The 24,701-nt window shown below is 71.0% G+C and carries 21 protein-coding genes; 5 read left to right on the top strand and 16 right to left on the bottom strand.

Annotation, left to right across the window (positions count from 1 at the left end; translation table 11 throughout):
* Positions 1–2 precede the first annotated feature (2 nt).
* From ACZ561_RS34335 to ACZ561_RS34320, 4 genes are all read right to left on the bottom strand, one after another.
* Complete coding sequence (locus tag ACZ561_RS34335; protein WP_471002786.1) at positions 3–1,565, bottom strand: M28 family metallopeptidase; 1,563 nt, start codon at positions 1,563–1,565, stop codon at positions 3–5.
* Between the two features lie 115 nt (positions 1,566–1,680).
* A complete protein-coding gene (locus ACZ561_RS34330; protein WP_376442929.1) occupies positions 1,681–2,274 on the bottom strand; it encodes an HhH-GPD-type base excision DNA repair protein in 594 nt (197 codons plus the stop codon).
* Positions 2,275–2,368: 94 nt separating this feature from the next.
* On the bottom strand, positions 2,369–2,929 hold the full coding sequence (locus ACZ561_RS34325; RefSeq protein ID WP_471002783.1) for an RBBP9/YdeN family alpha/beta hydrolase: 561 nt from the start codon (positions 2,927–2,929) through the stop codon (positions 2,369–2,371).
* A 135-nt stretch (positions 2,930–3,064) separates the two neighbouring features.
* Complete coding sequence (locus ACZ561_RS34320; RefSeq protein ID WP_471002780.1) at positions 3,065–5,335, bottom strand: ATP-binding cassette domain-containing protein; 2,271 nt, start codon at positions 5,333–5,335, stop codon at positions 3,065–3,067.
* Between the two features lie 98 nt (positions 5,336–5,433).
* Between ACZ561_RS34320 and ACZ561_RS34315 the strand changes: the two genes are divergently transcribed.
* On the top strand, positions 5,434–6,222 hold the full coding sequence (locus ACZ561_RS34315; protein WP_471002777.1) for a TetR/AcrR family transcriptional regulator: 789 nt from the start codon (positions 5,434–5,436) through the stop codon (positions 6,220–6,222).
* Here the strand turns inward: ACZ561_RS34315 and ACZ561_RS34310 are convergent.
* On the bottom strand, positions 6,194–6,982 hold the full coding sequence (locus tag ACZ561_RS34310; protein WP_471002774.1) for a TetR/AcrR family transcriptional regulator: 789 nt from the start codon (positions 6,980–6,982) through the stop codon (positions 6,194–6,196). The two genes, ACZ561_RS34315 and ACZ561_RS34310, sit on opposite strands and share 29 nt — an antisense overlap.
* A gap of 172 nt (positions 6,983–7,154) precedes the next feature.
* Between ACZ561_RS34310 and wrbA the strand changes: the two genes are divergently transcribed.
* Positions 7,155–7,763, top strand: coding sequence for an NAD(P)H:quinone oxidoreductase (wrbA, locus tag ACZ561_RS34305; RefSeq protein ID WP_471002771.1), 609 nt, complete (start codon positions 7,155–7,157; stop codon positions 7,761–7,763).
* Between the two features lie 15 nt (positions 7,764–7,778).
* On the opposite strand, the gene ACZ561_RS34300 is transcribed toward wrbA, so the two are convergent.
* The 6 genes from ACZ561_RS34300 to ACZ561_RS34275 form a co-directional block, all read right to left on the bottom strand.
* Positions 7,779–8,993, bottom strand: a complete 1,215-nt coding sequence (locus tag ACZ561_RS34300) for an RNA polymerase sigma factor (protein WP_471002768.1) — start codon at positions 8,991–8,993, stop codon at positions 7,779–7,781.
* Positions 8,994–8,995: 2 nt separating this feature from the next.
* Positions 8,996–9,421, bottom strand: a complete 426-nt coding sequence (locus tag ACZ561_RS34295) for a YciI family protein (RefSeq protein WP_471002766.1) — start codon at positions 9,419–9,421, stop codon at positions 8,996–8,998.
* Between the two features lie 22 nt (positions 9,422–9,443).
* Positions 9,444–10,574, bottom strand: a complete 1,131-nt coding sequence (locus ACZ561_RS34290) for an ATP-grasp domain-containing protein (RefSeq protein ID WP_471002763.1) — start codon at positions 10,572–10,574, stop codon at positions 9,444–9,446.
* Positions 10,575–10,603: 29 nt separating this feature from the next.
* Positions 10,604–11,785, bottom strand: a complete 1,182-nt coding sequence (locus tag ACZ561_RS34285) for a winged helix DNA-binding domain-containing protein (protein WP_471002760.1) — start codon at positions 11,783–11,785, stop codon at positions 10,604–10,606.
* A 139-nt stretch (positions 11,786–11,924) separates the two neighbouring features.
* On the bottom strand, positions 11,925–12,980 hold the full coding sequence (locus ACZ561_RS34280; RefSeq protein WP_471002757.1) for an aldo/keto reductase: 1,056 nt from the start codon (positions 12,978–12,980) through the stop codon (positions 11,925–11,927).
* Positions 12,981–13,315: 335 nt separating this feature from the next.
* On the bottom strand, positions 13,316–14,323 hold the full coding sequence (locus ACZ561_RS34275) for an ArsR/SmtB family transcription factor (protein WP_471002754.1): 1,008 nt from the start codon (positions 14,321–14,323) through the stop codon (positions 13,316–13,318).
* A 79-nt stretch (positions 14,324–14,402) separates the two neighbouring features.
* Here ACZ561_RS34275 and ACZ561_RS34270 point away from each other — a divergent pair, with 79 nt between their 5' ends.
* Complete coding sequence (locus tag ACZ561_RS34270) at positions 14,403–15,593, top strand: MFS transporter (RefSeq protein ID WP_471002751.1); 1,191 nt, start codon at positions 14,403–14,405, stop codon at positions 15,591–15,593.
* Between the two features lie 262 nt (positions 15,594–15,855).
* Here the strand turns inward: ACZ561_RS34270 and ACZ561_RS34265 are convergent, their stop codons facing one another.
* From ACZ561_RS34265 to ACZ561_RS34250, 4 genes are all read right to left on the bottom strand, one after another.
* Positions 15,856–18,141, bottom strand: coding sequence for an FtsX-like permease family protein (locus ACZ561_RS34265; RefSeq protein ID WP_471002748.1), 2,286 nt, complete (start codon positions 18,139–18,141; stop codon positions 15,856–15,858).
* On the bottom strand, positions 18,138–18,797 hold the full coding sequence (locus ACZ561_RS34260) for an ABC transporter ATP-binding protein (RefSeq protein WP_471002745.1): 660 nt from the start codon (positions 18,795–18,797) through the stop codon (positions 18,138–18,140). Before ACZ561_RS34260 ends, ACZ561_RS34265 begins: the two co-directional genes overlap by 4 nt.
* Positions 18,798–18,862: 65 nt before the next feature.
* A complete protein-coding gene (locus ACZ561_RS34255) occupies positions 18,863–19,282 on the bottom strand; it encodes a hypothetical protein (protein ID WP_471002742.1) in 420 nt (139 codons plus the stop codon).
* 221 nt (positions 19,283–19,503) lie between these two features.
* Positions 19,504–21,078 (bottom strand): MFS transporter, encoded by a 1,575-nt coding sequence (locus ACZ561_RS34250; RefSeq protein WP_471002739.1) that lies wholly within the window; start codon positions 21,076–21,078, stop codon positions 19,504–19,506.
* A gap of 240 nt (positions 21,079–21,318) precedes the next feature.
* On the opposite strand from ACZ561_RS34250, the gene ACZ561_RS34245 reads away from it, so the two are divergent.
* Positions 21,319–22,038 (top strand): TetR/AcrR family transcriptional regulator, encoded by a 720-nt coding sequence (locus ACZ561_RS34245; RefSeq protein WP_471002737.1) that lies wholly within the window; start codon positions 21,319–21,321, stop codon positions 22,036–22,038.
* Positions 22,039–22,250: 212 nt separating this feature from the next.
* On the opposite strand, the gene ACZ561_RS34240 is transcribed toward ACZ561_RS34245, so the two are convergent.
* Positions 22,251–22,994: a DUF4232 domain-containing protein gene (locus ACZ561_RS34240; protein WP_471002734.1), complete on the bottom strand. Its 744-nt coding sequence runs from the start codon at positions 22,992–22,994 to the stop codon at positions 22,251–22,253.
* 271 nt (positions 22,995–23,265) lie between these two features.
* On the opposite strand from ACZ561_RS34240, the gene ACZ561_RS34235 reads away from it, so the two are divergent.
* On the top strand, positions 23,266–24,696 hold the full coding sequence (locus ACZ561_RS34235; protein ID WP_471002940.1) for a helix-turn-helix domain-containing protein: 1,431 nt from the start codon (positions 23,266–23,268) through the stop codon (positions 24,694–24,696).
* The last annotated feature ends 5 nt before the right edge of the window (positions 24,697–24,701 follow it).

Below are 24,701 nucleotides of genomic sequence, written 5' to 3'. Positions count from 1 at the left end.
TGTTACTCGGTGACCTCGTGGCCGTGGTCCTCGTGGAGGCCGCCGCCGCTGCCCGCGTCGCCCTCGGTCGGGACGGAGACGACCGGCTTCCTCAGGGAGCTGATGTCGTGGGCGTAGGTGCCCACGGCGTTGGCGATGACGTCGATGTTGGCGTCGAAGGCCTTCATGTTGACGTTCGACAGGTTGTCACCGGCCGCGTGGTAGTTCACGTCGTACGCGACACCCGCCGTACCGCCGAACTTGGCCGCCTGCGCCGCCGTCTTGATGCCCTCGGCGCCGGTGAAGGTGCCGCCCGACGGGATGCCGATCTCGATGAACGGTCCGTAGTCCGAGCGGCCCGTGAAGTCGGTGCCCTCGTGCGGGAGTCCGCGCTTGTCCATGAACTCGTTGATGTCGCGCTCGAGCTGGGCGGAGCCCTCGGGGCCCGCGCCCGCGCCGACGTTGTCCGAGTTGTCGCCGTCGTAGACGAACAGGCCGTAGTTCGGCGAGGCGATCATGTCGAAGTTGAGGTAGAGCTTGACTTCCTTCTTGTCCAGCTCGCTCATGTTCGCGACGTAGTGCTCGGAGCCGAGCAGGCCGTTCTCCTCGGCCGACCACCAGGCGAAGCGGACCTTGTTGCGGACCTTGTCCTTCGACTCGGCGAGTTCCAGGGCGGCCTGGAGCAGACCGGCGGAGCCGGAGCCGTTGTCGTTGATGCCGGGGCCCGCGGTCACGGAGTCGAGGTGCGAGCCGAGCATCACGGTGTTGGCCGCGTTGCCGCCCTTCGTCTCCGCGATGACGTTGTTGGTGGTGCGCTTCTCCTGGAGCTGGCGGATCTCGAAGGAGATGTTCACCGGCCCCTTGGCGAGGTCGGCGGCGAGCTTCTCGCCCTCGGCCTGGGTGACGCCACCGGTCGGGATCTTCCCGGCCGCCGGGTCGCCGAGTGTGCCGGAGAGCGCGCCCTCGGTGTTGTTGTAGATGATCGCGCCCGCGGCGCCCGCCGCCGCGGCGTTCTCCTGCTTCACGGCGAAGGTGCAGCCGCCGCGCTTGATCAGGGCGACCTTGCCGGTGAAGGTCGAGGAGGCGAAGTCGGCCGGCTCGCAGCCGGTGGTGCCGTCGGCGTCGACCGGGACGGTCGCGAGGTCGGCCTTGATGCCGCCGACCGGCGTCGACTTGGTGTAGGTCATCGCCGCGATCTGGATGTCGCGGGGCGCCGGGGAGATGACGGAGGCCTTCTCGGCCAGCGTCTGGGTGTAGATGAATTCGAACTTCTGGTACGAGACGTTGTAGCCCGCCTTCTTGAGCTGCTGGTACACGTACGCCGCGGAGGCGTCGTGCCCGAGCGAGCCGGCCGCGCGGTGACCGCCGGCCGAGTCGGCTATCGCCTGGAACTTCTGCAGGTGCTTGTAGGCGTCCTTGCCGGACGTCTCGCGGACCAGCTTCTTCGCCAGCTGCGCGGCGTCCCGGGCGGGCTTGGCCCCGGGGTCCGGAGTGGCGGTGGCGGGGGAAGCGGCGGCCAGCATGAGCGGGGTCGCGAGTGCGGCTGCGGCCAGGGTGGCCGCGGCTCTGCGAGAGGATGCGTTCACAGAGGTCCTTCCCGATGCGAACGAGGTTGAGGGGAAGTTAGCGATCTCGGGTGCTCCCTGTGAACAGCTCCGCGACAATTCATGTCGCATTTAGCAGGATTGACATTCGGAACCGTCAATTCTCTGCCGATTTGGCCGCTTTTGCGGCGCGCTTCGCCTCCTGCTTGAAGGCGCGGACCTTGGCGAGCGACTCGGGTCCGGTGATGTCTGCCGCCGAACGGTACGAGCCGGTCTCGCCGTACGCGCCGGCCGCCTCCCGCCAGCCCTCCGGACGTACGCCGTACTGCTTGCCCAGCAGCGCGAGGAAGATCTGCGCCTTCTGCACCCCGAATCCGGGCAGCGCCTTCAGCCTGGCCAGCAGCTCCTTCCCGCTCCCCGCGTCCGCCCAGACGGCCTCGGCGTCCCCGCCGTACTCGTCGACGAGGAACTGGCACAGCTGCTGGATCCGCTTGGCCATCGAGCCGGGGTAGCGGTGCACGGCGGGTTTCTCGGAGAGCAGCGCGCCGAAGGCCTCCGGGTCGTACGCGGCGATCTGCCCCGCGTCGAGATCGTCCGTGCCGAGCCGCTGGGCGATCGTGTACGGCCCGGAGAACGCCCACTCCATGGGGACCTGCTGGTCGAGCAACATGCCGACGAGCGCGGCGAGCGGGGAGCGGCCGAGCAGCTCGTCGGCCTCCGGCTGCTGGGCGAGGTGGATCTCGGTGGTCATGGATCGATGGTCTCTCCGGGGTGCGGCAGGCGCACGGCCGGTCACCCGATGCGGTCACGCGGTCCCGCAGCGCTCACCCCTCCGGCGCATGCCCTTATCGGGAGCCCAGCCTCGTCGCCGGGTCCTCGCACCACCGGAGGACCGAGGGCCACTCCCCGTATCCGGAGTCCGGGGTGAGGTGCGCGCCGCCCGGGACGACGTCCATGTCGAGGCCGAGCGGGGTGCCGTAGTGCACGTCGGCGCCCTCGGGGCAGTACGGGTCCCCGGCGGCGAACACGAGCCGTACCGGCGCCTTCAGCCGGACGGCGTCCAGGTCGAGCCCCTCGGCGAAGGCGGCGATCTCGGGGATCGAGGCCGTTATGGCGGGGGAGGGCGGGGCGACCAGCAGGACCCGGTCGACATCGGGCGAGGCGGCCCGCAGCCACAGCAGGACGGACAGGCTGTGCGCGATCACGACGAACTCGCCCTCGGCCGGCCGGTGGAGCTGCGCGCGCAGCGCCGCCACCCAGTCCTCCAGGACGGGGGCGTCCGGCTCGGGCAGCTGGGGATAGCGCACCTCGTGCCCGCGCTCCCGCAGCTCCCCGGCCAGCCAGTGGTGCCAGTGGCCGGGCGGGCGGTGGTTCTGGAAGCCATGGAGGATGAGGAAGGTCGCCATGGGGCCGATGGTGCGCCGTGAGGCAGGGCGGGGTCCAGATCGTTTCAGGGGATGGACGGGTGTCGGGAGTTCGATGGGCCCCCGGGGGAGCCGTGGGTACGGGAGACGTTCGCGCCCCGCACCCACGGCGACGGCTCAGGCGCCCACGTACGCCTTGAGGTGGCGTGCCGTCAGGGTGTCACCCTTCTCGACCAGTTCGGCGGGGGTGCCCTCGAAGACGATGCTGCCGCCGTCGTGGCCCGCGCCGGGACCCAGGTCGATCAGCCAGTCGGCGTGGGCCATGACCGCCTGGTGGTGCTCGATGACCACGACCGTGTTGCCCGCCTCGACGAGCCGGTCCAGGAGGGCGAGGAGCTGGTCGACATCGGCGAGGTGCAGCCCGGTGGTCGGCTCGTCGAGGACGTAGGTCGCGCCCTTCTCGGCCATGTGGATCGCCAGCTTCAGGCGCTGCCGCTCGCCTCCCGAGAGGGTGTTGAGGGGCTGGCCGAGGCGGAGATAGCCGAGGCCGACGTCCTTCAGCCGGCCGAGGATCGTCCGGGCCTGGCCCTTCGCCGTGAAGAAGTCGTACGCCTCCTCGATCGACATCGACAGGACCTCGTGGATGTTCTTCCCGTCGAGGGTGTAGGAGAGCACCGCACTTGTGAAGCGCTTCCCCTCGCACTCCTCGCAGACCGAGGCGACGCCCGCCATCATCGCCAGGTCGGTGTAGACGAGCCCGAGCCCGTTGCACGTCGGGCACGCGCCCTCGGAATTGGCGCTGAAGAGCGCGGCCTTGACGCCGTTGGCCTTGGCGAAGGCGGTACGGATCGGGTTGAGCACTCCCGTGTACGTCGCCGGGTTCGAGCGGCGCGAGCCGCGGATCGGGGACTGGTCGGCGACGACGACACCCTCCCGGCCCGGCAGGTTCCCGTGGATGAGGGACGACTTGCCGGAGCCGGCCACGCCCGTGACGACGGTCAGGACGCCGGTCGGGATCTCGACGCTCACGTTCCGGAGGTTGTGCTGGGTCGCCCCCTCGATGGAGAGCGAGCCGGTCCGGGGCCGTACCTCGGCGCGCAGCTTCGCCCGGTGCGCGAGGTGGTCGCCGGTCAGCGTCCCGGAGGTGCGCAGGCCGGGCACGTCGCCGGAGTAGCAGATCTCGCCGCCGGCCGAGCCCGCCCGCGGACCCAGGTCCACCACGTGGTCGGCGATCTCGATGACCTCCGGCTTGTGCTCCACGACGAGGACCGTGTTGCCCTTGTCGCGCAGCCGCAGCAGCAGGTCGTTCATGCGCTGGATGTCGTGCGGGTGCAGTCCCGTGGTGGGCTCGTCGAAGACGTAGGTGACGTCGGTGAGCGAGGAGCCGAGGTGCCGCACCATCTTCACGCGCTGCGCCTCGCCGCCCGACAGCGTGCCGGAGGCCCGGTCCAGGCTGAGATAGCCGAGGCCGATCTCGACGAGGGACTCGAGCAGTTCGCGCAGGCCCGCGAGGAGCGGGGCGACGGAAGGGTCCTCGATCCGGCGGACGAAGTCGGCCAGGTCGCTGATCTGCATCGCCGAGCACTCGGCGATGTTGACCCCGTCGATACGGGAGGACAGGGCGGCCCTGGTCAGACGCGTGCCCTCGCACTCGGGGCAGGTCCGGAAGACGACGGCGCGGTCCACGAAGGCCCGGATGTGGGCCTGCATGGCTTCACGGTCCTTGGAGAGGACCGTGCGCTGGAGCTTCAGGACCAGGCCCTCGTAGGTGAAGTTGTTGGAGCCGACCTTCACCTTGCAGGACGGCTTGTGGAGGAGGTCCTCCCACTCCTGCTCGGTGAAGTCCGCCAGCTTCTTGTCGGGGTCGTAGAAGCCGGAGTTGGCCATGATCTGCCACATCCAGGAGTCGACGGCGTACCCCGGCACGGTGATGGCGCCCTCGTTGAGGGACCTGGTCCGGTCGACGAGCTCGTCGACGTCGATGTCGGAGATCTGGCCGACGCCCTCGCAGCGCGGGCACATGCCCTCGGGCAGATTGAAGCTGAAGGCGCCGGAGGTGCCGATGTGCGGGGTGCCGAGGCGGCTGAAGACGATCCGGAGCATCGTGTACGCGTCGGTCGCCGTGCCCACCGTGGAGCGGGAGTTGGCGCCCATCCGCTCCTGGTCGACGACGATCGCGGCGCTGAGGTTGTGCAGTCCGTCCACGTCCGGTCGGCCGAGGGCCGGCATGAAGGACTGGAGAAAGGCGCTGTAGGTCTCGTTGATCAGGCGCTGCGACTCGGCGGCGATGGTGCCGAAGACGAGCGAGGACTTCCCGGAGCCGGAGACACCCGTGAAGACGGTGAGGCGGCGCTTGGGGAGGTCGACGGAGACGTCCTTGAGGTTGTTCTCCCGGGCTCCGCGGACCTGGATGACGTGGTGGCTGTCCGCTGCGGCGGGGGTGGTCATGTGTGCGCCCTCCGATGGTGGTCCCGTATCAGGACCACGATACTCTATACACCGTACAAAGTAATGGGAAATAGGTCTGACCTGCGAGAATGGGTGCCATGGCGAAGGAGCGAAGCAGTGGGGCGGGCGATCCGGCGCGGACCCTGGAGCTGCTGTGGCGGGACGGCGCGCCGTCGGTCCCGGGGGGCCGGCGAGGCCCTCGGCAGGGGCTGACGGTCGACGCGGTCGTGGACGCGGCGATCGGTCTGGCCGACGAGGGCGGGCTCGACGCTCTCACCATGCGCGCGGTCGCCCAGCGGCTGGGCGTGACCCCCATGACGCTCTACACCTACGTCCCGGGCAAGGCCGAGCTGCTCGATCTGATGCTGGACTCCGTCTTCCTGGCGATGCCGCGTCCGGCCTTCGCGGCGGGCGAGCCCTGGCGGGAGCGGGTGACGGCGGTCGCCGACGCCAACCGCGCGCTGTATCTGGGCCATCCGTGGCTGGCGGAGCTCCGGGTCCACCGGCCGCCGCTCGGCCCGGGGGTGATGACGAAGTACGAGCACGAGCTCGGCGCCTTCGAGGGTGTGGGGCTCGACGACGTGGCCATGGACTCGGCGCTGACCCATGTCCTCGGCTTCGTGCAGACCGTGGCGCGGACGGAGTTGGACGCGCGGGCCGTGGAGCGGGAGAGCGTGCTGTCCGACCACGAGTGGTGGGCCGCGCACGAGCCGCTGCTGACCCGGGTGCTCGACCCGGAGCGCTTCCCGCTGGCGACGCGGGTGGGGGAGGCGTCGGCCGTGGCGTACCAGGGTCTGTACGACGCCGGCCACGCCTATGCCTTCGGTCTCGCCCGCGTCCTGGACGGGCTCGCGGGGCTCATCCCCCCAGGTTCAGCAGTGCGCTGAGTCCCTCCTTGAGCTCGTCGGCGGAGAGCTCGCGCTCGGCCGACAGGTGGTGCATCAGGCTCGGTGAGAACGGCGCGAGCAGGAGATGGGCGAGCAGCGCGCCGTTCGCCTCGGGCCGCAGCCCTGAGAGCAGCAGGGCGACATGGGTGTGCATCGCGAGGTACGCGCCGCTGGTGTAGCGCGCGCTGGGGGCGGCGGCCTGGGCGGCGAGCAGGAGTTCGCGCTGCTCGATGACCCGGTCGACGAGGGCGTCGAGGAAGGCGTGCAGCCGCTCGTCGGCGGGGGCGCCGGGGCCGAGCGGGGGCGGGCCGCCCATGTACGCCTCCTGGAACTGCCGCTCCCGGTCGTCGAGGAGGGCCCACAGGAGCTGGGAGACATCGCCGAAGCGGCGGTAGACCGTGCCGACGCCGATACCGCTGGCGTGGGCGACCTGGTTCATGGTGACGGCCTCGGGCCCCACCTCGGCGACGATCCGAGCCGCCGCGTCGAGGATCTTGCGCCGGTTGCGCGCGGCGTCGGCCCGCTCGGGGGCGGCGCGACCGGCGGTGGGGAGCAGGGTGATCCCGGGGGCGGAGGGGACGCCGGAGGCGGGGAGCGGTCCGGGGATCGGTTCGGGTCCGGGGATCGAATCGGATCCGGGGACCGGCGCGGGTCCGGGGATCGCATCGGGTCCGGGGATCGGCTCGGGTCCGGTGGCGGTCCCGGGCCCCTGCGAGGGGCCCGATGCGGGACCGGGTCCCGGTCTCTTCTTCGTGGTCATCTCGTCCGCCTGCCCTTCGCCCTTCGCCCCGAGTCGCCCCCCTCGGTCCGTCCGTGACTCGAGCATAACGGAGCGATATCCGGTTCCTCGCGGGTTCCCCTTGCAAAGTGGATTGATATCCACTTACGCTCGTCTCGTCGAACCGGAACGTAATCCGCTTAAGGGGCTCGTCATGTCCGTCAAGGTTGCTGTCATCTACTACTCGGCCACGGGGAACGTGCACGAGCTCGCCCAGGCCGTCGCCGAAGGCGCCGAGAAGGCGGGTGCGGAGGTCCGGCTGCGCCGGGTGCCCGAGCTTGCCCCCGAGGCCGCCATCGACTCGAACCCGGCCTGGCGCGCCCATGTGGACGCCACGAGCGAAGCCGAGATCGCGACGCTCGACGACCTGGAGTGGGCCGACGCCTACGCTCTCGGCTCGCCCACCCGGTTCGGCAACGTCGCCGCGCAGCTGAAGCAGTTCATCGACACCTCGGGCGGGCTGTGGCAGCAGGGCGTCATGGCCGACAAGCCGGCGACCGCCTTCACCAGCGCCCACAACGTGCACGGCGGCAACGAGTCGACGCTGCTGGCGCTCTACAACACCTTCCACCACTGGGGCTCGGTCATCGTCTCCCCCGGATTCACCGACCCGGCGGTCTACGCGGCGGGCGGCAACCCCTACGGCACGGCGCACCCGGGCGCGAACGGTGCCCCGGAGGAGAACGTGCTCCAGGCGGCGCGCTACCAGGGCGCGCGCCTCACGAAGATCGCCAAGAAGTTGAAGGGCATCGCGACGGACTGACGCGTCGGCACACGGTCACGCACCCCCGGGGAGCCGGGCCGCCCGTGTTCGCAGGTAGTGGCGTTCCGGGAGGCTCAGGGTGAGGTCGGCCGCTTCCTCGTAGGCCTCGCGGGCCGCTTCGGTCGCGCCGGTGCGTTCGAGGAGGTGGGCGCGGACCGCTGCGAGGCGGTGGTGGTCTTTCAGACGGGGTTCCAGGGCGGTGAGTTCGGTGAGGCCGGACTCGGGGCCGTGGACCATCGCGACGGCCACCGCGCGGCCCAGTTCCGCCATCGGGTCGGGGGCCTGGGCGACCAGCAGGTCGTAGAGGGCGAGGATCTGCGGCCAGTCCGTGTCCTCGGGGCGCGCCGCCTCGTCGTGGAGGGCCGAGATCGCCGCCTGGAGCTGGTACGGGCCCGGCGGGCCCTCCGCGAGGGCCTCTTCGACCAGGGCCGTGCCCTCGGCGATCGCGGCGGCGTCCCAGAGCCCGCGGTCCTGTTCGTCCAGGGGGATCAGCTCGCCGTGCGAGCCCGTGCGGGCCGCGCTGCGGGCCTCCGTCAGGAGCATCAGGGCCAGCAGGCCGGTCACCGTGCCCTCCCGGGGCAGCAGACGGCGCACGGCCCGGGTCAGCCGGATCGCCTCGCCGGCCAGGTCGCCGCGGTGGAGCGTGGGGCCCGAGGTCGCGGTGTAGCCCTCGTTGAAGATCAGGTAGAGCACCTGGAGGACGGTGGCCAGCCGGGCGTCCCGGTCGTCCGGGCCCGGAGGGTGGAAGGGGTGGTCGCGGAGCTTCGCCTTCGCCCGGCTGATCCGCTGCGCGATCGTCGCCTCGGGTACGAGATGGGCCCGGGCGATCTCCGCCGTCGTGAGGCCCCCGACCGCGCGCAGCGTCAGCGCGATCCGGGCGGCGGGCGCGAGCGCCGGGTCGCAGCAGAGGAAGAGGAGCGTGAGGGTGTCGTCGTCGGACGGGGCGGCCCGGGTCTCGCGGGGTTCCAGCCGGGCGGCCGTCTCCTCCCGCCGCGCCCGCGCCTCGTCCGCCCGCAGGTGGTCCGTCAGCCGTCGCGAGGCCACCCGGATCAGCCAGCCGCGCGGATTCGCCGGCGTCCCCGCCTCCGGCCACTGCCGCGCGGCGGCCAGCAGCGCCTCCTGTACGGCGTCCTCGGCGGCGTCGAAGTGCCCGTAACGGCGTACGAGCGCGCCGAGGACCTGCGGCGCGTGCCGGCGCAGCAGGTCCTCGACCGTCTCCTCCTCGTCCATGCTCAGCCGGCGAGGAACTCGGACTCGGACCGCTCGTCGATCTGGCGGATCACCACCGGGTACTCCGGCGCACCGTCCGGCTGCGGGCACCGGGCGACGCGCGCCGCGATCTCGGTGACCCGCTCCAGGCTCGCGCAGTCGAGCACCCAGTACCCGGCGAGCAGCTCCTTCGTCTCGCTGTACGGCCCGTCGGTGATCACCGGCTGCCCGGCCTTGTCGACGGACACGAACCGCGTCCTGGCCGGCTCGACGAGCCCCTGCGCGTCGACCAGCTCTCCCGACTCCGCGAGGTCGTTGTTGATCGACCCCATGTGCTCGAACATCGCCTTCATGTCCTGCTCGCTCCACACGGGACCCTGCCCGGGGCGCTTGCCGCTCATCACGTCGTAGTCGGCCTGGGATCCCTGCACCATGACGAGGTACTTCATGACGTTCTCCTTCGGTGGTGGCTCATCCGTTTCCCGGATGCCTTTCACAGGGGACGTCGGAGCCGGGCGCCGATCCTCGACACCTCGCGGGGGCCGATCCGGATTCTTCTCGGATTCCACCCGCAGGAAGCACGGCCCGAACCCCGGTGCGAGCCTCGGACCTCCTCGGGCGCAGGAAGCGACGGTCCCGTTCCGTGACGTGGTGCAGCGGGCCCGCCGCGCGCAGCACGACGTCGAGGACGCGGTCGGGCTCGGCCGCGTAGCTGTGCGCGAACCACGGCATGTTCGCCTCGACCACCGCCCACCGTTCCCGTCCGGTGTCCATGTCCGTGACCAGGCCGATGTCGACGGCGACCGCGCTCGGCAGCGACTCGCCCGCCGCGGCGAGGAGCCGTTCGCCGAAGCGGCGGGCACCGGCCGAGAGCGGACCCGGGTCGAGACGGCCGTACACGGCGTACCGGCTCCCCGTGACGATCCGGCCGTCGAGCGCGAACAGCCGGAACTCGGAGGCGAAGCTCACCACGTCCGAGACGAGGACCGCCGTGTCCGGCGGCAGACGCCCCGGCACCCCTTCCGTGAGCGGCCCGCCGTCCGCGTACACGGCGGGCGGGAAGGACTTGTCGCCGGGCGGCTTCACGAACGCGGGGTGCCGAAGGCTCGCTCTGGCCTCGCCCAGGGTCGTCAGGACGACGCGACGGGCGGTGAACTCCTCCGGAAGGTCCGCGAGCCACGCGTCCGCCGGTTCCAGAAGGCCCAGACCGAACGGCGGGGCGATCCGGTCGGCAAGCAGCGGGCCGCCGTACCAGTGGTGCCCCGAACGCCCGGGGACAAGCGCCTCGGGCGGCCCCTCCAGGACCCGTACCCCCATGCCCCGACGGGCCGCCGCCTCGGACATCAGGAGGGTCGTGGAGGTGCGCTGGGGCGAGGTCAGCAGGACCGACATCTCGCCTCCGGTCGTCTCGGCTCCCGACACCTTGTCCCGCGTCACCTTGTCGCGCGTCACCTTGTCTCGCGCCCGGTCGGCTCCCGACGCCTCGTCCCTCGTCGTGTCGGCTCCCGCCGCCTTGTCTCGCGCCCGGTCGGCTCCCGACGCCTCGTCCCTCGTCGTGTCGGCTCCCGACGCCTCGTCTCCCGTCCTGCCGGCTCCCGACATCCCGTCCCCCGTCGTCTCTTCTCCCGGACTCACCCCCCGGCCGCCAGTTCCCGCTCCAGCGGCGAGCGGAAGCGGGGAGTCACCCGTACGTCGCCGATCCAGCCCGCGAGCCGTTCCGCCTCCTCCGCGATGGCGGCGAGGGCCTCCGCGCCCACGTCGGCGAGCAGCCGGTGGGCGATCCCGCCGTCCGGGCGCTGGGCCCAGACGCCGACGACGCGGCCGTTCCACCACACCGTCGGGCCGATGTTCCCGCTGCGGTCGTACAACACCGGTCTGTACTCCGGATCGATGTACCAGTCGCGCTGCTGCCAGCCCATCGCCGTCGGATCGAGCGCGGGGAGCAGTGCCGCCCACGGCTCCGGCTCCGGTACGGGAGCGGTGTCGTCCGGCAGGACGTAGCCGGTGCCCTCCGCCAGCTCGACCTCCTCCGCGCCGAGCGCCGCCAGCGCCTTGCGGACGTCGGTGACCTTCCAGCCGGTCCACCACTTCAGATCGGCCTCGGTCGCCGGCCCGCAGGTCGCCAGCCAGCGCCGTACGAGTTCGGCGTGGGCGTCCGCGTCGCTGGGGTCGGGGCGTTCCGGGGTCAGCGTCCAGCGGAAGCGGCTGGAGGTCCAGGTGCCCTGCGGCCGTCCACGGGCGATCCGGCCTTCCATGCCGAGGACCCGCAGCAGCCGGCTGGAGAGCGGCTGGTTCCCCTCGTGACGGGTGCCGACCCCGTAGACGTACTGCACGCGCAGCCGCGGTACGGCCGCACCGAGCTCCGCGCCCGTCGCCTCGCCGCGCGCCGCCAGCTCCGCGGTCAGCAGACGCTCGGTCTCCGCGAGCCACTCCTCGTCGTACACGCTGCCCTTGCGCAGGTCCCTGATCAGCATGGCCCGTTCGCGGGTGGCGACGTCCCGCGTGGTGGAGGCGTGCACGGCGGGGGTGAGGTCGGTCGGGAAGACGAAGATGGTGTGCCGCATCCCGTGCATCCGGGTCAGCGTCCGGTCCTCGTACAGGGCCTGTTCCAGAGCGCGTACCGGCCCTTCGTCCCCGCGCAGCCGCGCCCCCACCGCGAGGAAGACGCTCGCCGGGTCGGTCGCGTGCAGAGCCACCAGGGACTCCGCGACCTCGGCCACGTCCACCGCCCGCGCCGTCCCGGTCAGCCGGTGCCGTACGGCCAGCCGGGCCCTGCGCTCGTCCGTCGTGATCGGACGCCTCTTCGTACCCATGCCGGTAAGCATGGCCCCTCACACCGACAGGAAGCCCCCGCCGGCCGCCGGCCGGCGGCGGTCACTCCCTTCACGCACTCGTCCTCGTCCTCGGGCCGGGGAGTCCGTCCCCCACCCCGCGACCGCTGTGGGGCCGCCCTCACCCCGCCGCGCGTTCGCCCAGCGCCCGGCGTCGCAGCATCGCGTTCGTCAGAGCCGGCGGGCGCCACACGCCGTCCGGCTGGTAGAGGTTCGTGCCCGGCGGGACGATCTCGTCGATCCGGTCGAGGGCCTCGTCGTCGAGGACCAGCGAGGCGCCCTTCAGCAGCCCCTCCAGCTGTTCCCCCGTCCGCGGCCCGATGATCACGGACGTCACGGCCGGGTGCGCCGCCGCGAAGGCGATGGCCAGTTCGGGCAGCGAGCAGCCGATGTCCTCCGCCAGGGCGACGAGTCGCTCGACGGCGTCGAGCTTCGCGGCGTTGCCGGGGATCGTCGGGTCGAAGCGGTGCGGATGGAGCGCGGGGCGCCCGCTCGTGAGGTCGATCGGCCGGTCCTTGCGGTACTTCCCGGTGAGGAACCCGGACGCCAGCGGGCTCCAGGTCAGCACCCCCATCCCGTACCGCTGCGCCACCGGCAGCACCGAGGCCTCGATGCCCCGCGCGAGCAGCGAGTACGGCGGCTGCTCGGTGCGGAAGCGGCGCAGGCCGCGCCGCTCGGCGACGGCGTGCGCCTCGACGATCTCCTCGGCGGGGAAGGTCGAGCAGCCGAACGCCCGGATCTTGCCCTGTGCCTGGAGGTCGCCGAGGACGGCGAGCGTCTCCTCGATGTCCGTACGGTGGTCGGGCCGGTGGACCTGGTAGAGGTCGATCCGGTCGGTGCCGAGCCGTGTCAGGCTGTCCTCGACGGCCCGGGTGAGCCAGCGCCGTGAGAGACCGCCGCGGGCCGGCCCTTCGCCGATCGGGAAGTACCCCTTGGTGGCGAGGACGACGCCGTCCCGCCGCCTGGGGTCGCGCAGCGCCTTGCCGACGATCTCCTCGGACTCGCCGGCCGAGTACATGTCGGCGGTGTCCACGAAGTTGATGCCGTGGTCGAGCGCGGCATGGATGACCCGTATGGAGTCCGCGTGGTCAGGGTTGCCGACGGCGCCGAACATCATCGTTCCGAGGCAGTAGGCGCTGACTTCGATCCCGGTCCCGCCGAGTACGCGATATCGCATGTGTCGGACCTCCCCGTCGGTCTTCCGGCGTGCAACCGGTTCGCGCGGCACTTTAGAAGCTGGAGTGGACTCCAACGCAAGAGCGTATGGAAGCCGGGAAGTCCCTCAGCACCACGAGAGCCGTGCTCCGCCACGTACGACGACGACCCGATCCGACCGGTATCGGGATCTGGATCTGGATCTGGATCTGCATCGGGGTGGGAGTGGGGATCGGGATCGGGTTCGGGATGGGATAGGGATTGGGGATCGGGTTCGGGATGGGATGGGGATTGGGGATTGGGGATCGGGTTCGGGATGGGATGGGGTTGGGGATCGGGATCGGGATCAGGTTCGGGTCAGACGAGCTCTTCCGAGGGGGCGAGCAGGGCGTCCGCGACGGAGGTGCGGGCGTAGAGGACGGAGCGGCCGCTGCGGTGCGCGGTGACGAGGCCCGCGTTGCGCAGGGCCGTGAGGTGTTGGGAGACGCCGGCGGCCGACAGGCCGCAGTGGGCGGCGAGTTGGGTGGTGGAGGCCGGGGTGTCGAGCTCGGTGAGGAGCAGAGTGCGGGAGCGGCCGAGGACGGCGGCGACGGCGTCGGTCGCGGCGTTCGTGCGCGGCTCCCAGAGGTTGCCGACACCCCGTGCGGGATAGGCGAGTTGGGGCGGATCCGGGGCCACCGCGCGGGTCAGGACGCGGGGCCAGGCGAACGCCGAGGGGACGAGCAGGAGCCCCGAGCCGACCTGGTCGCGGGTCATGGTGGCGCAGTGGCGACGGACCAGGTGCAGGGTGTCGTCGTCCCATCGGACGGTCTCGTGGAGTTCGCCGAGGACGCGCGCCGAGCCGTGCTCGGCGACCTGCCGGGCGCGGTGGAAGACATCGGCTTCGAGGAGCTGACGGATGCGGGCCCAGTAGGGGGCGAGGGCGAGTTCCCAGTACGTTTCGATCTCGGCGGCGACCTTCTCCAGGGCCTCCTCGGGCGCCTCGCGCAGCAGCCGCAGCCGGGGCGAGGGGCGGTGGCCGGCCGGGTCCTTGGTGCGGAGGATGTCCAGGTCGTCGCGCACCTGCGCGGGCGTGGAAGCGCGGATCGCGTCCAGTTCGGCGGCGAGGGTGGGGAAGGGGGTGGCGGGGGTCGGGTTGAGGAAGTCGGCGAGGTAGCCGTGGCCCGGGACCAGTTCGGCCAGCCAGCCGTTGTCGAGTCCCGCCTGCGTGAGCCGGGGCCGTACCTGTGCGGCCCAACGCCGGTGCAGCGGCGGATCAGTGGTGTCCCTGAGCAGCCGGAAGCTGGTGACGACCTCCCACATGGGGGAGACCGCGAACCGGGTCTGCGCCAGGTCCGCCGCCGAGAAGTTGAGCCCCGATTCCATGGGTCCCCCACACCGTTGATCGATTCGGTCTGAGCTTAATCAGTGGAGGGCAGTGGTGCCCCGGGCGCATGGTCCTCGCATGTTCTCCTCCTTCCGCGGGCTTCCGTCCACCGTGTGGACCGTCTTCGCCGGCACCGTCATCAACCGGCTCGGTTTCATGGTCACGCCCTTCCTCGTGTTCTTCCTCGCCGCGCGTGATGTGACGGGGGCCGAGACGACGTACGTCCTCGGTGCCCTGGGCGCCGGCAATCTGCTCGGCCCGGCGGTGGGCGGCGTCCTCGCCGACCGCGTCGGCCGCCGTCCGACGATGCTGATCGGGCTCGTCGGCTCGGCAGCGGCACAGGGCGCGCTCTTCGTGGCGCCGGGCGTGTGGACGATGGCGGCCGCGGCGCTGCTGATCAGCGCGATGGGGGCGCTGGTCGGCCCGGCGGCGTACGCGCTGATGGCCGACGCGGTCGACGCGGAGCGCAGGCAGCGCGCGTACGCCCTGTTCGGCTGGGGTGTGAACATCGGTACGGCGGTGGCGGGCGTGCTCGGCGGCTTCCTGGCGGCGCAGGGCTACTGGCTGCTGTTCGCGGTGGACGCGGGGACGATGCTGATCTACGCGGTGGTGGTGGCGACGCGCCTGAGCGAGCCGCCGCGCGCGAAGGCGGCGCAGGGTTCGGACGACGGCATCGGGTACGGAGTCGTCTTCCGCGACCGGCTGGCCATGGCACTGCTCCCCCTCTTCGGCGTCGAGCTCTTCGTCTACTCCCTGACGGAGGTCGCCCTGCCGCTCGCCGTCCACGACAGCGGTCTCTCGCCGGCGGTGTACGGGGCGATGGCGGCGGTCAACGCGATCCTGGTGGTCGCCCTCCAGCCCTTCGTCACGGCCTGGCTGTCCCGCCTTCCCCAGCTCCCGGTGCAGGGCGCGGGCAGCGCGCTGATCGCGATCGGCGTGGCGCTGACGGGTCTGGCGGACGGGGTCGTGGGCTTCACGGTGTCGGTGGTCGTCTGGTCGCTGGGCGAGGTGGTGGTCGCGGGCATCGCGGCGACGGTCATCGCCAACCTGGCCCCGCCCCACGCCCGCGGCCGCTACCAGGGCGCGTTCAGCTGGACCTGGGGCGTGGCCCGCTTCGCGGCCCTCACCCTGGGCGTGACCCTGTACACGAACCTGGACCCGGCGACGCTCTGGTGGACGGCCCTGACGGGCGGCCTGGCAGCGGCAACACTGACGCTGACGCTGACGGGGAGGGTAGCGAGGCGGACGGGACACGAGCTGGCGGCGTGAGGGGGGTGGGCTGGGGGGGTGCCGGGCTGGGGGTGCTTGGGACTGCAGGGGGTGCCGGGCTGGGGGGTGCCGGCTGAGGGGTGGTTGGGGCCGGGGGGCCGGACCGCGGGGTGCCGGGCTGCGGGGTGCCGGGCTGCGGGAGTGGTCGGGGGCCCTGGGGCGGTTGGGACTGAGGGGTGGTTGGGGCTGAGGGGGCCGGGGGGCCGCCCCGCGTTCGGGCGGCCCCCCGGCGGCTCAGCGGAGCCTGTGACGCACCGCCGGGTCAGTCGCGCCGGATGTGCTCCGGATCGACGTGGCGCCGTACGAGGGGCAGGGAGGCGACCGCGGCGGCGATCAGCACCCCGAGACAGCAGACGAGTAGCAGCGGAAGCCCACTCCAGTCCCAGTGCACGGCCCCACCCCCGGTGATCAGATAACTCGACTCGGCGAGCCACCCGGTGACCACGGCCGCCCCGAGCCCGACGGCGAGCGGCAGCACCACCTGCGCACACTGCACGACCCGCAAGGTCGCCGCCTTGGCCCCGAGCAACGCGAGCGCGGCGACCTGCCCCCGCCGCTCCATGGCCCGATCGGCGACGGACACGACGAAGGCGGCGACGCTGATGACGAGGCCCAGGACCATGCCGGCGGCGAGGAGGCTGCGGATGACGGTGAGTTGGGCGAGGGATTCGATGACGATGCCGACGGGTTCCACGGTCGCGGTGGGGGCGATCGTGCCGATGCCATCGAGGACAGTGCGAACGGTCTGGGGGTCGGAGGCCGAGGCGAGAACGAGTCGCCCCTCGGCGGGGAGGGTGCCGGGAGGGAGGAGTGAGGGCGGGACGAGTACTTCCGCAGCGCTCAGGTCGTACGACTCGTATGTGTGAACGGTGAGCGATTCGCGCGGAAGGACGACATTGAACTTCTGGCCATTGTCCAGAAGGATCGGAAACCTGCTGCCTGGCAGGGCATCCTCATCTTGTGGATTGCCCGGGCGAACAAGGCTGATGACCTTCCCGTCCACGCAACCCCGGAACGATTTGCTGAAGGCCTCTAGTTGGGCACAGGTGGCAACAGCCACGTCGATATCCGGGTGGGAGGCCCCATCGGCAGGCGTCCAAGAGGGTGCCCTGATGCCGCTGCCCGTGACCCCCTCCGCCTGCGTCAACCGATCTCGCTGCTGAGGCGTCAGGTCAGCGAGGCTGATGTCGTACTCCTGGATGGGCGCGGTGTTGCGGCTCACCTGGCTGAGCTCCACAAGCACGCCTTGGGTGAGCGACGTGGCGTAGACAAGCAACACGAGTCCTGTGACGACACGCAATGAGGCGCCTGGCTCGACCTCAGCGCGGCGCATCGCGAGCGCCAGTGGGAGCGACCTTGTCGTGCGCGCGAGCCGGCGGGCGAGCCACGCGGTGATCGGTGCGAGCCCGAAGACCAGCCCGGCTCCCGTCAGCAACACAGCGGCGGGAATAAGGATGGTGTTCGCGGAGCCGCCGGACGGATCTCTCCCCAACATACTCAGGGCGCAGTATCCGCCGATGACACCGAGCCCTGGGACAAGCAGAAGCGTCCCGTACATCCGGGGCGGCGTGCGTTCGGCCGTGCGACGGACGTTGAGCGGAGTTCGTGCGGCCGTTCGGGCGCTGCGCTGTCCGACGATCCAGGCGAGTGCCGGGCAGAGGATCAGGCAGGCGGCGAGCGTGGTGGCCTTGGGGCGGCCGTCGGCGGGGTACCAGTGGAGGCCGGGCAGGCCAATCCTCGCCAATAGCTCGTTGGCGACGAGGTAGCCGCCGATGCCGACCAGCGCCCCGAGGAAGGCGGCCGACACCGTCTCGCCGGCGTTGACCCGCAGGGTGTCCTTGACGCTCATACCTACGAGTCGAAGCGCCGCGAGCCTGCGGGCGCGGGACTCGGCAGAGAGCCGGGCGCATACCGAGAGGAACACGGCGAGGGGAAGCAGAACCACGCAGGCGAGCGTGAACCGCAGGATATCGAGCGTCGACTCCTCGACGACTTCGGTGATGGCGTATGGAGACCCGAAGTAGTCCACGCGCCGAAGATGTTCGTCGTTTGGGAGCTTTGTGTGGGAGGTGCCGATATACGCATAGAGCTCGTCGGCCCCGGCAAGTCCCTCTGGCCTGATCGTGCCGCTTACTTTGCCAGGCAGGAGTCCGGATACACCAGGCGCCTTGACCAGGACCTCACGCAACTGCGGCGAGACGATCACTTCCCCGGCAGCGGGCAGCCTGTCGAGGCCCGGGGGTACTGGCGCTGGGCCGGAGACCTGGCGCGCGATGAACAGGCGACGGAGCGGCTGGGATCCGTAGGCATCCTCGTAGCTGCGCGCGATTGTGTCGGCGGTCGACCACCCATCCTTCAGCTCGTAGTTGGTCTGCGGCTCACGAGCGGCGGACCGTGCATCGTGCGCGGCGAGGATTGCCGGAATGGTGAGTACGGCGGCGAGGCAGGCCACTCCGAGCGAGCAGCCGAACGTCATCAGCAGAAAGCGGGCTCGGCCTCTGCGTCCGCCCCGCCACAACAGCCGCATTCCGAGCAGGAAGGGGTTCACTTCAGGATCCCGTCGGTCATCGTGTACCGGCTGTCGGCGTGCTCGGCCACCGCTGCGTCGTGCGTGACGATGACCACGGCGGTGCCCTGGTCCCGAGCGAGCCTCAGGAACTCCTCCAATACGGCTGAGGCGTTGACGCTGTCGAGCGCGCCGGTCGGCTCGTCGGCGAACACAACGTCCGGGCGGTGGACGAGTGCCCGAGCTACGGCGACCCGCTGGCTCTGCCCGCCGGAGAGCTGAGAGGTCCTGCGTTGCAGCAGCTCGGTCATCCCGAGCCGCCCGAGGACCTCCCCGGCGGCAGTGTGCGCGGGCACCTTGCGCTGGCCGGCGAGCCGCAGCGGGAGCGCGGCGTTCTCCTCGACTGTCAGCTCGGGCAACAACTCCCCGTACTGGAAAACGAATCCGAACCGCTCCCGCCGCAGGGTGCTCAACTCTTCGTCGCTGAGTGAGGCCAACGTGATTCCGTCGAAAGCCACGGTGCCGCGCGTAGGCGCGAGTACGCCAGCCAGGCAGTACAGCAATGAGGACTTCCCGGAGCCGCTGCTTCCCATGACTGCCGTCACCTCCCCGCGCTTCAGCGAGAAGTCCACACCGCTGACTGCTTGGTGCGTTCCGTAGAAGAGATCCACGCCCTCGGCGCGAAGAATGGCGTCCATCGTGGTGCGAACTCCCTTGCTGCGGAGGCCGCATGTGAGCGGCCTCCAGAACCTTCGGCCTTCGACTACTGCTTCTTCGATCGATCGCGGTACACGGTGTCCGAGCAGTTGTCTGGGCGCAGGGAACCGCGGTCGCGGCAGGCGCGGATCCAAGCCTCCTTCGTGTACTGGGCGGCGCCGTCGTAGATCACCTTCTTCAGAGTGACGGTCTTCCTCTGCACTCCGTAGAGGCGGCTCCAGCCGTAGCCTTCGACCCTGGACTCGATGTAGACGTTGTGGCCGTCGTTAGGTTCGTCGTCCTTGAGCTTCACGTCGAAATTGAACCCGCCGTGGTTGTGTCCCTTGGGCTCCCACTTGTAGTCGCCATTAGCGATCACGCCGCGGGTCTTCATGCCGGGAAGCTTCTGCCATCCATCCGCCACGGCAACCCCCGCCCCGCCCAAGAACAACCCCGCCGCCACCGCCACCGTCGCCAACTTCCGCACGCTTCCTCCAGATTGAGAGAGCACCCCACTCGGGTGTTGCGGAAAGTGTTCCATTGATTACGGAGAGTATCACCCGCCGTAACGTCTCTGCCGCCCCGGACCCCCCGAACCGGTGACATCACCACACGAGTCGGACCATCGGTCGGTCCCCGGAAACGCCGAAGGCCCCGGCCGGTTTCCCGGGCGGGGCCTTCCGTGCGCTTGCTGGTGTGGTGGGCGTGTCAGCCGACGAGCTCCCGGTTGTCGGTGGTGCCCTCCGCGTCGACGCCCTTCGCGTCGTTCGCGCCCTCCGCGTCGACGCCCTCCGCGCCCTCCGCCTCCGCCGCCTTGTCCGCGCCCGGCTTCGTGTTGCGCATGACCACCGCCGCCAGGGCCGCCGCGGCGAGGACGCCAATCGCGCTGATCGTGAAGGTGGTCGACATCGAGGTCGTGAAGGCCTCCCGGGCCGCGTTCATCAGGCCGGCGTCGCCCTGCGCCGCCGCCAGGGCGCCGCCGATCGAACCCTTCGCCTGCTCCGACGCGTCCGCCGGCATCTCCGTGGCGAAGCGGCTCGAGAGGAGCGAGCCGAGGATCGCGATGCCGAGCGCGGTGCCGGCCTGCTGGATCGTGTCGTTCAGGGCCGAGCCGACGCCCGCCTTCTCCGCCGGGATCGTGCCCATCAGGGCGCCGACCGCGGCCGGCATCGCCAGGCCGGCGCCGAGGCCGAGCAGGCCGAGGGCGACGGCCGGGACGGTGAAGCCGGAGGAGGCGTCGACCGTGGTCAGCAGGCCGAACGAGGCGGCCATGGTGAGCATTCCGGCCAGGACCAGGACGCGGTAGCCGAGCTTCGCCGCGAGCCCGGCGCCGGCGGCGTTGCCGATCAGGGCGGCGACGGCCAGCGGCATGAACGCGAGGCCCGCCTTCACCGGCGAGTAGCCGAGGACGAACTGCAGGTACTGGGTGAGGACGAGCAGCAGGCCGCCGTTGCCGACCTGGACGAGCGTGAGCGAGAGCGAACCACCGCTGAAGTTGCGGTTCTTGAAGAGGACCAGCGGGACCATCGGCGACGGGGTGACGTTCTCCCAGATAACGAACCCGGCGAGAGCGGCGACCGCGACCACCAGGGTGATCACCCCACGGCCCTCGAAGGCGCCGTGCTGCGGGATCTCGATGATCCACCAGATCAGGGCGGTCATGCCGATCGCGGACAGCACCGCACCGAGCGGGTCCGGCTTCTGCCACGGACCCTTCGACTCCGGCATGAGAGTGAGGGCCGCGATCACGGCGAGCACGACGACCGGGACGTTGATGAGGAAGATCGACTGCCAGGAGAAGTGGTCGATGAGCACACCGCCGAGGATCGGGCTGCCGACGAGGCCGAGCATGGACACCGAGCCCCAGGCCGCCATCGCCTTGCTGCGCTCGTCCTCCTCGAAGACGGTGATGAGGATCGACAGCGTCGAGGGCATGATCAGCGCTCCGCCGACCCCCATCGCGATCCGTACGGCGATGACCTCACCGGGGTCGTTCGAGAAGGTCGCCGCCAGCGACGCCAGGCCGAAGAGCAGCAGGCCGATGATCATGACCTTCCGCCGGCCGAACCGGTCGCCGAGGCTTCCGGAGGTGAGCAGGAGTCCGGCGAAGACCAGGATGTAGGAGTCGAGGATCCACTGGATGTCCTGGGCGCTCGCGCCGATGTCCTCGGTCATCGAGGGCACCGCGACCGTCAGCGCCATGCTGTCGACGACCAGGACCAGCGTGCTGAGGCACAGCACGACGAGGATCCACCAGCGGCGTGGATTGCGGACGGTTTCCATGGGAGTTCCTCTCGGTGAAGCGCACGGTGTTCCTTCGATGCGAACACTGTACGCAGACGCGTACGCCGTGCGCAACCCTTCAATCCGTACGCAGTCGCGCACGCTGTGCGCAGCCCTGACTCCTGTACGCTGGATGCGAACGCTGTACGCATCCATGTATGCGCCTGCATGACCTGTAATGCGCTGACCTGTATGCGCCAGTACGTACCTGTGTGCATCTGTACGCACCGAAGGAGGATCATGGCCGCCAAGTCGAACCCGATCCCGTCCGTGTGGGCCCGGCAGCAGGCCGCGCCCGATCAGCCCGCGCTCAGCCGCGCCGCGATCGTCCGCGAGGCGATCGTGATGCTGGATGCCGACGGCATCGAGGCGCTGAGCATGCGCAAGCTCGGCGCCCGCCTGAACGCCGGCGCCACGTCCCTCTACCGGCACGTCGCGACCAAGGACGAGCTGATGGAGCTCGCGGTGGACGAGGTCTTCGGCGAGATCGCCGTACCTCCCGCCGACAGTCCGGACTGGCGCGCCGCCGCGACCGATGCCGCGGGCTCGTTCCGGGCGACGGCGCTGCGGCACCCCTGGCTGGCGTCGGTCCTTGGCCAGGCCGGTCTGGCCTACCTGGGCCCCAACCTCATGGCGTACTCGGAGCGGCTGGCCACCCTCTTCACGAACGTCGGCTTTCCCGAGCCGGCCCGGGCGATCGAGACCCTCCTGACGTACGTCATCGGGATGAGTACGACGGAGGCGGCCTGGCTCACGACGGTCGCCCGCTCCGGTGAGACGGAGGTCGAGTTCATCGCCCGCTTCACCCCCGGCGCCCAGGAGGCGGCGGTCGGACACGACCACCTGACCGCGGCCTACGAGGCGACCTTGAACCTCGACCCGGTCGAGATCCGCGACGCGAAGTTCACGTACGGCCTGGAGGTCGTCCTGGACGGCCTGGCCCTGCGCCTCCCGCGCTGACCACCGTCACCCACCAGCACCCACCGTCACCCACCAGCACCCACCGTCACCCACCAGCACCCACCGACCCCACCAACACCCACCGACCCCACGGACCCCACCGACACCCACCGGCGCACCGCCCGTGGGCGAGACCATGACGAAGGGCGCGACCGGTGCCGGTCGCGCCCTTCGGCGTACGTACGGATCGTGGTGCGCGTGTCGCGGTGGCGTCAGTGGACGAGCGCCTCGTCGAGGTCGCTCAGCCAGTGCGTGACCTTGGCGTCGTCGGTCTTGTAGGTGTCGGCGGGAAGCGTCAGGATCGCCGGTCGGCCGACGGATCCGGACGCGTCGCGGGAGTCGAAGTACACGCCCAGTCGGGACGTGGTGCGGCCGTTGGCCTCCTCGCCGGTGCGCTCGCCGATCAGGATGACGGAGGCGTACGCGGACTGGCCCGGGGCGAGCCGGATCACGCTCTGCTGCTGGGTCCCGTCGTCGATGGCGGTGGCGGCCTGCTCGTCGTCGAAGCGGAGCAGCGGTGCCCGGTACAGGTCGCAGGACGCGGGGCCCTTGTTGGTGGCGGTGAGCAGCAGGTGGTTGATGGGGCGGGCGGGCCGGTTGACGACGACCCTGGTGTTGTCGCCGGTGCAGGTGACGACCTTGGCCTGACCACCGCCCGGCTTCTTGACGCCACCGGTGGCCTGCTTGCCGTCCGTGCTCGTCCCGCCGTCGGTGCCCGCGCTCGTCCCGCCGTTCGCGCCTCCGGTGGTCTGCTTGCCGCCGGAGTCGGCGGCATCCGTACCCGACTGGCCGGACGAGGGCGACGGAGCCACCGTCGACGTGGCGGACGGGCCCTTGCCCGACCCTTCGGCGGACGGTGTCTTCCCGGTCTCCGTGCCACTGCAGGCGGTGGTGACGAGAGCGGCGGTCATGACGGTGGCGGCGAGGACCGTGCGGCGGATGGTGAAGGTACGCATGAGGTGGTTCCCCCGTTGTGGCAGTGGTGGTGACGGTCGATCAGCGCGAGTGCCCGGCTGATCGGTGGAAGCGCCCGGCCCGAGTGGCGGCGCTGCAACGACCTTGCGCGCCGCCTTCGCATTCGCACCAGCAGCCGGGGACAATGTCGTAGGCGCGAATGCGCAGAGTGGGGTTGACCTGGGGAAACGCGTTCCCCCTGGAACGCCTGCCTGGAACGTCGAACGGCAATGGCGAACGGCACGGCGAACGGAAGGACTGCTCGGGGTGGGGATGCAGAGTGAGGATCTGGCAGGCTTCCTACGGGAGTTGAAGGAACGGTCGGGGCTCAGCTACGGCACCCTCGCCAAGCGCCTGCACATGAGTCCGTCGACGGTCCACCGCTACTGCAACAGCGATGCCGTGCCCACGGACTTCGCACCCGTGGAGAAGATCGCCCGGCTCTGCGGGGCGCAGCGCGAGGAGCTGCTGCGGCTGCACCGCCTGTGGATCGTGGCGGACGAAACCCGCCGCCGGGCCAGGACCGCGACGACGGAGCCCGCGGCACCGAAGGCCCCTTCGGGCTCCGAGCGGCTGACGGAGCGGCCGGAGCCGTCGGAGCGGATGGAGCTGACCGAGCGGACGGAGACTGCCCCGCAGCAGGAGCACGAGCAGGGGCAGGAGCAGGCGCAGACGCCGCCTTCGGAGCCCGCCCCCACCCCCACCCATGAGTTGGTACGCGACGAGGCGGCGTCGGAGCCCCAAGGGCCCTCCACCGCCCCGACATCCCGCCAGCGCCGGCTGCTGTGGCCCGTGGCCGCCGCCGCGGCGATGGTCGTCGTCGCGGCCATCGGTACCGCGGCTGTCTGGACCAACACTTCCGACACGTCGCGGGCGGACGAGCAAGCCGCCGGGGGCCCCGCGGCCGCTTCCTCGGCGGCCCGCACCCCCGGCGGCCCGGCCGCGGGCGACGCGAAGCCCAGCCGTACGACGCCGGGCACACCGACCTCCGGCGGACCGTCGACCGGGACCGGGACGGGGACGGACGCTCCCGGCGGCGGTGCCGGCGGGAGGACGGACGGGGCGGGGGACGAGACCCCCGAGGTGCCGCTGGCGGCCAGCGTCAACCCGTATGTGTGGAAGGACCCGTGCAGCCAGTTCTACGTGGTGGACCAGGCGCCGCAGGTCGTGCCGCCGCCGCCCTCCGAGCAGGGCGCGCGCGGCTGGGTCACCGCTCTGGACGGCGTGCCCGGGGGCGAGATGGTGATCGACGTGTCGCTTCAGGGGCTCGGCGACGACACGGTCGTCCTCAAGGCCCTGCACGTACGGACGGTCGACACGTCCGAGCCGCTGCGGGGCAACGTGTACGCGATGGGCGTCGGCTGCGGAGGGGACGCCCGTATGCAGAGCCTGGACATCAACCTGGACGCGGCCCGGCCCCGGCCCGTCCCCGTGGCGGGGTGGAAGGGCGACAAGTACGTCCCGGCGTCGGACTTCCCGTACACGGTGTCCGCGAGCGACCCACAGGTACTGACGATCACCGCGCACACGCGGGGCCGGAGCGTGCGGTGGTTCCTGGAACTGGAGTGGAGCAGCGGCGACCGCAGCGGCGTGCTCCGGGTGGACGACAGGGGCAAGCCGTTCACCACGAGCGCCACGGCGAACAGGCCGACGTTCCAGTTCCCCTTGGGGGCGAGCGCCTGGGAGCCGTATCAGTTCGGATGACCGGT

This window comes from Streptomyces sp. NPDC039609, from assembly GCF_055596705.1.
This window is presented reverse-complemented; position numbering and strand designations above follow the sequence as displayed.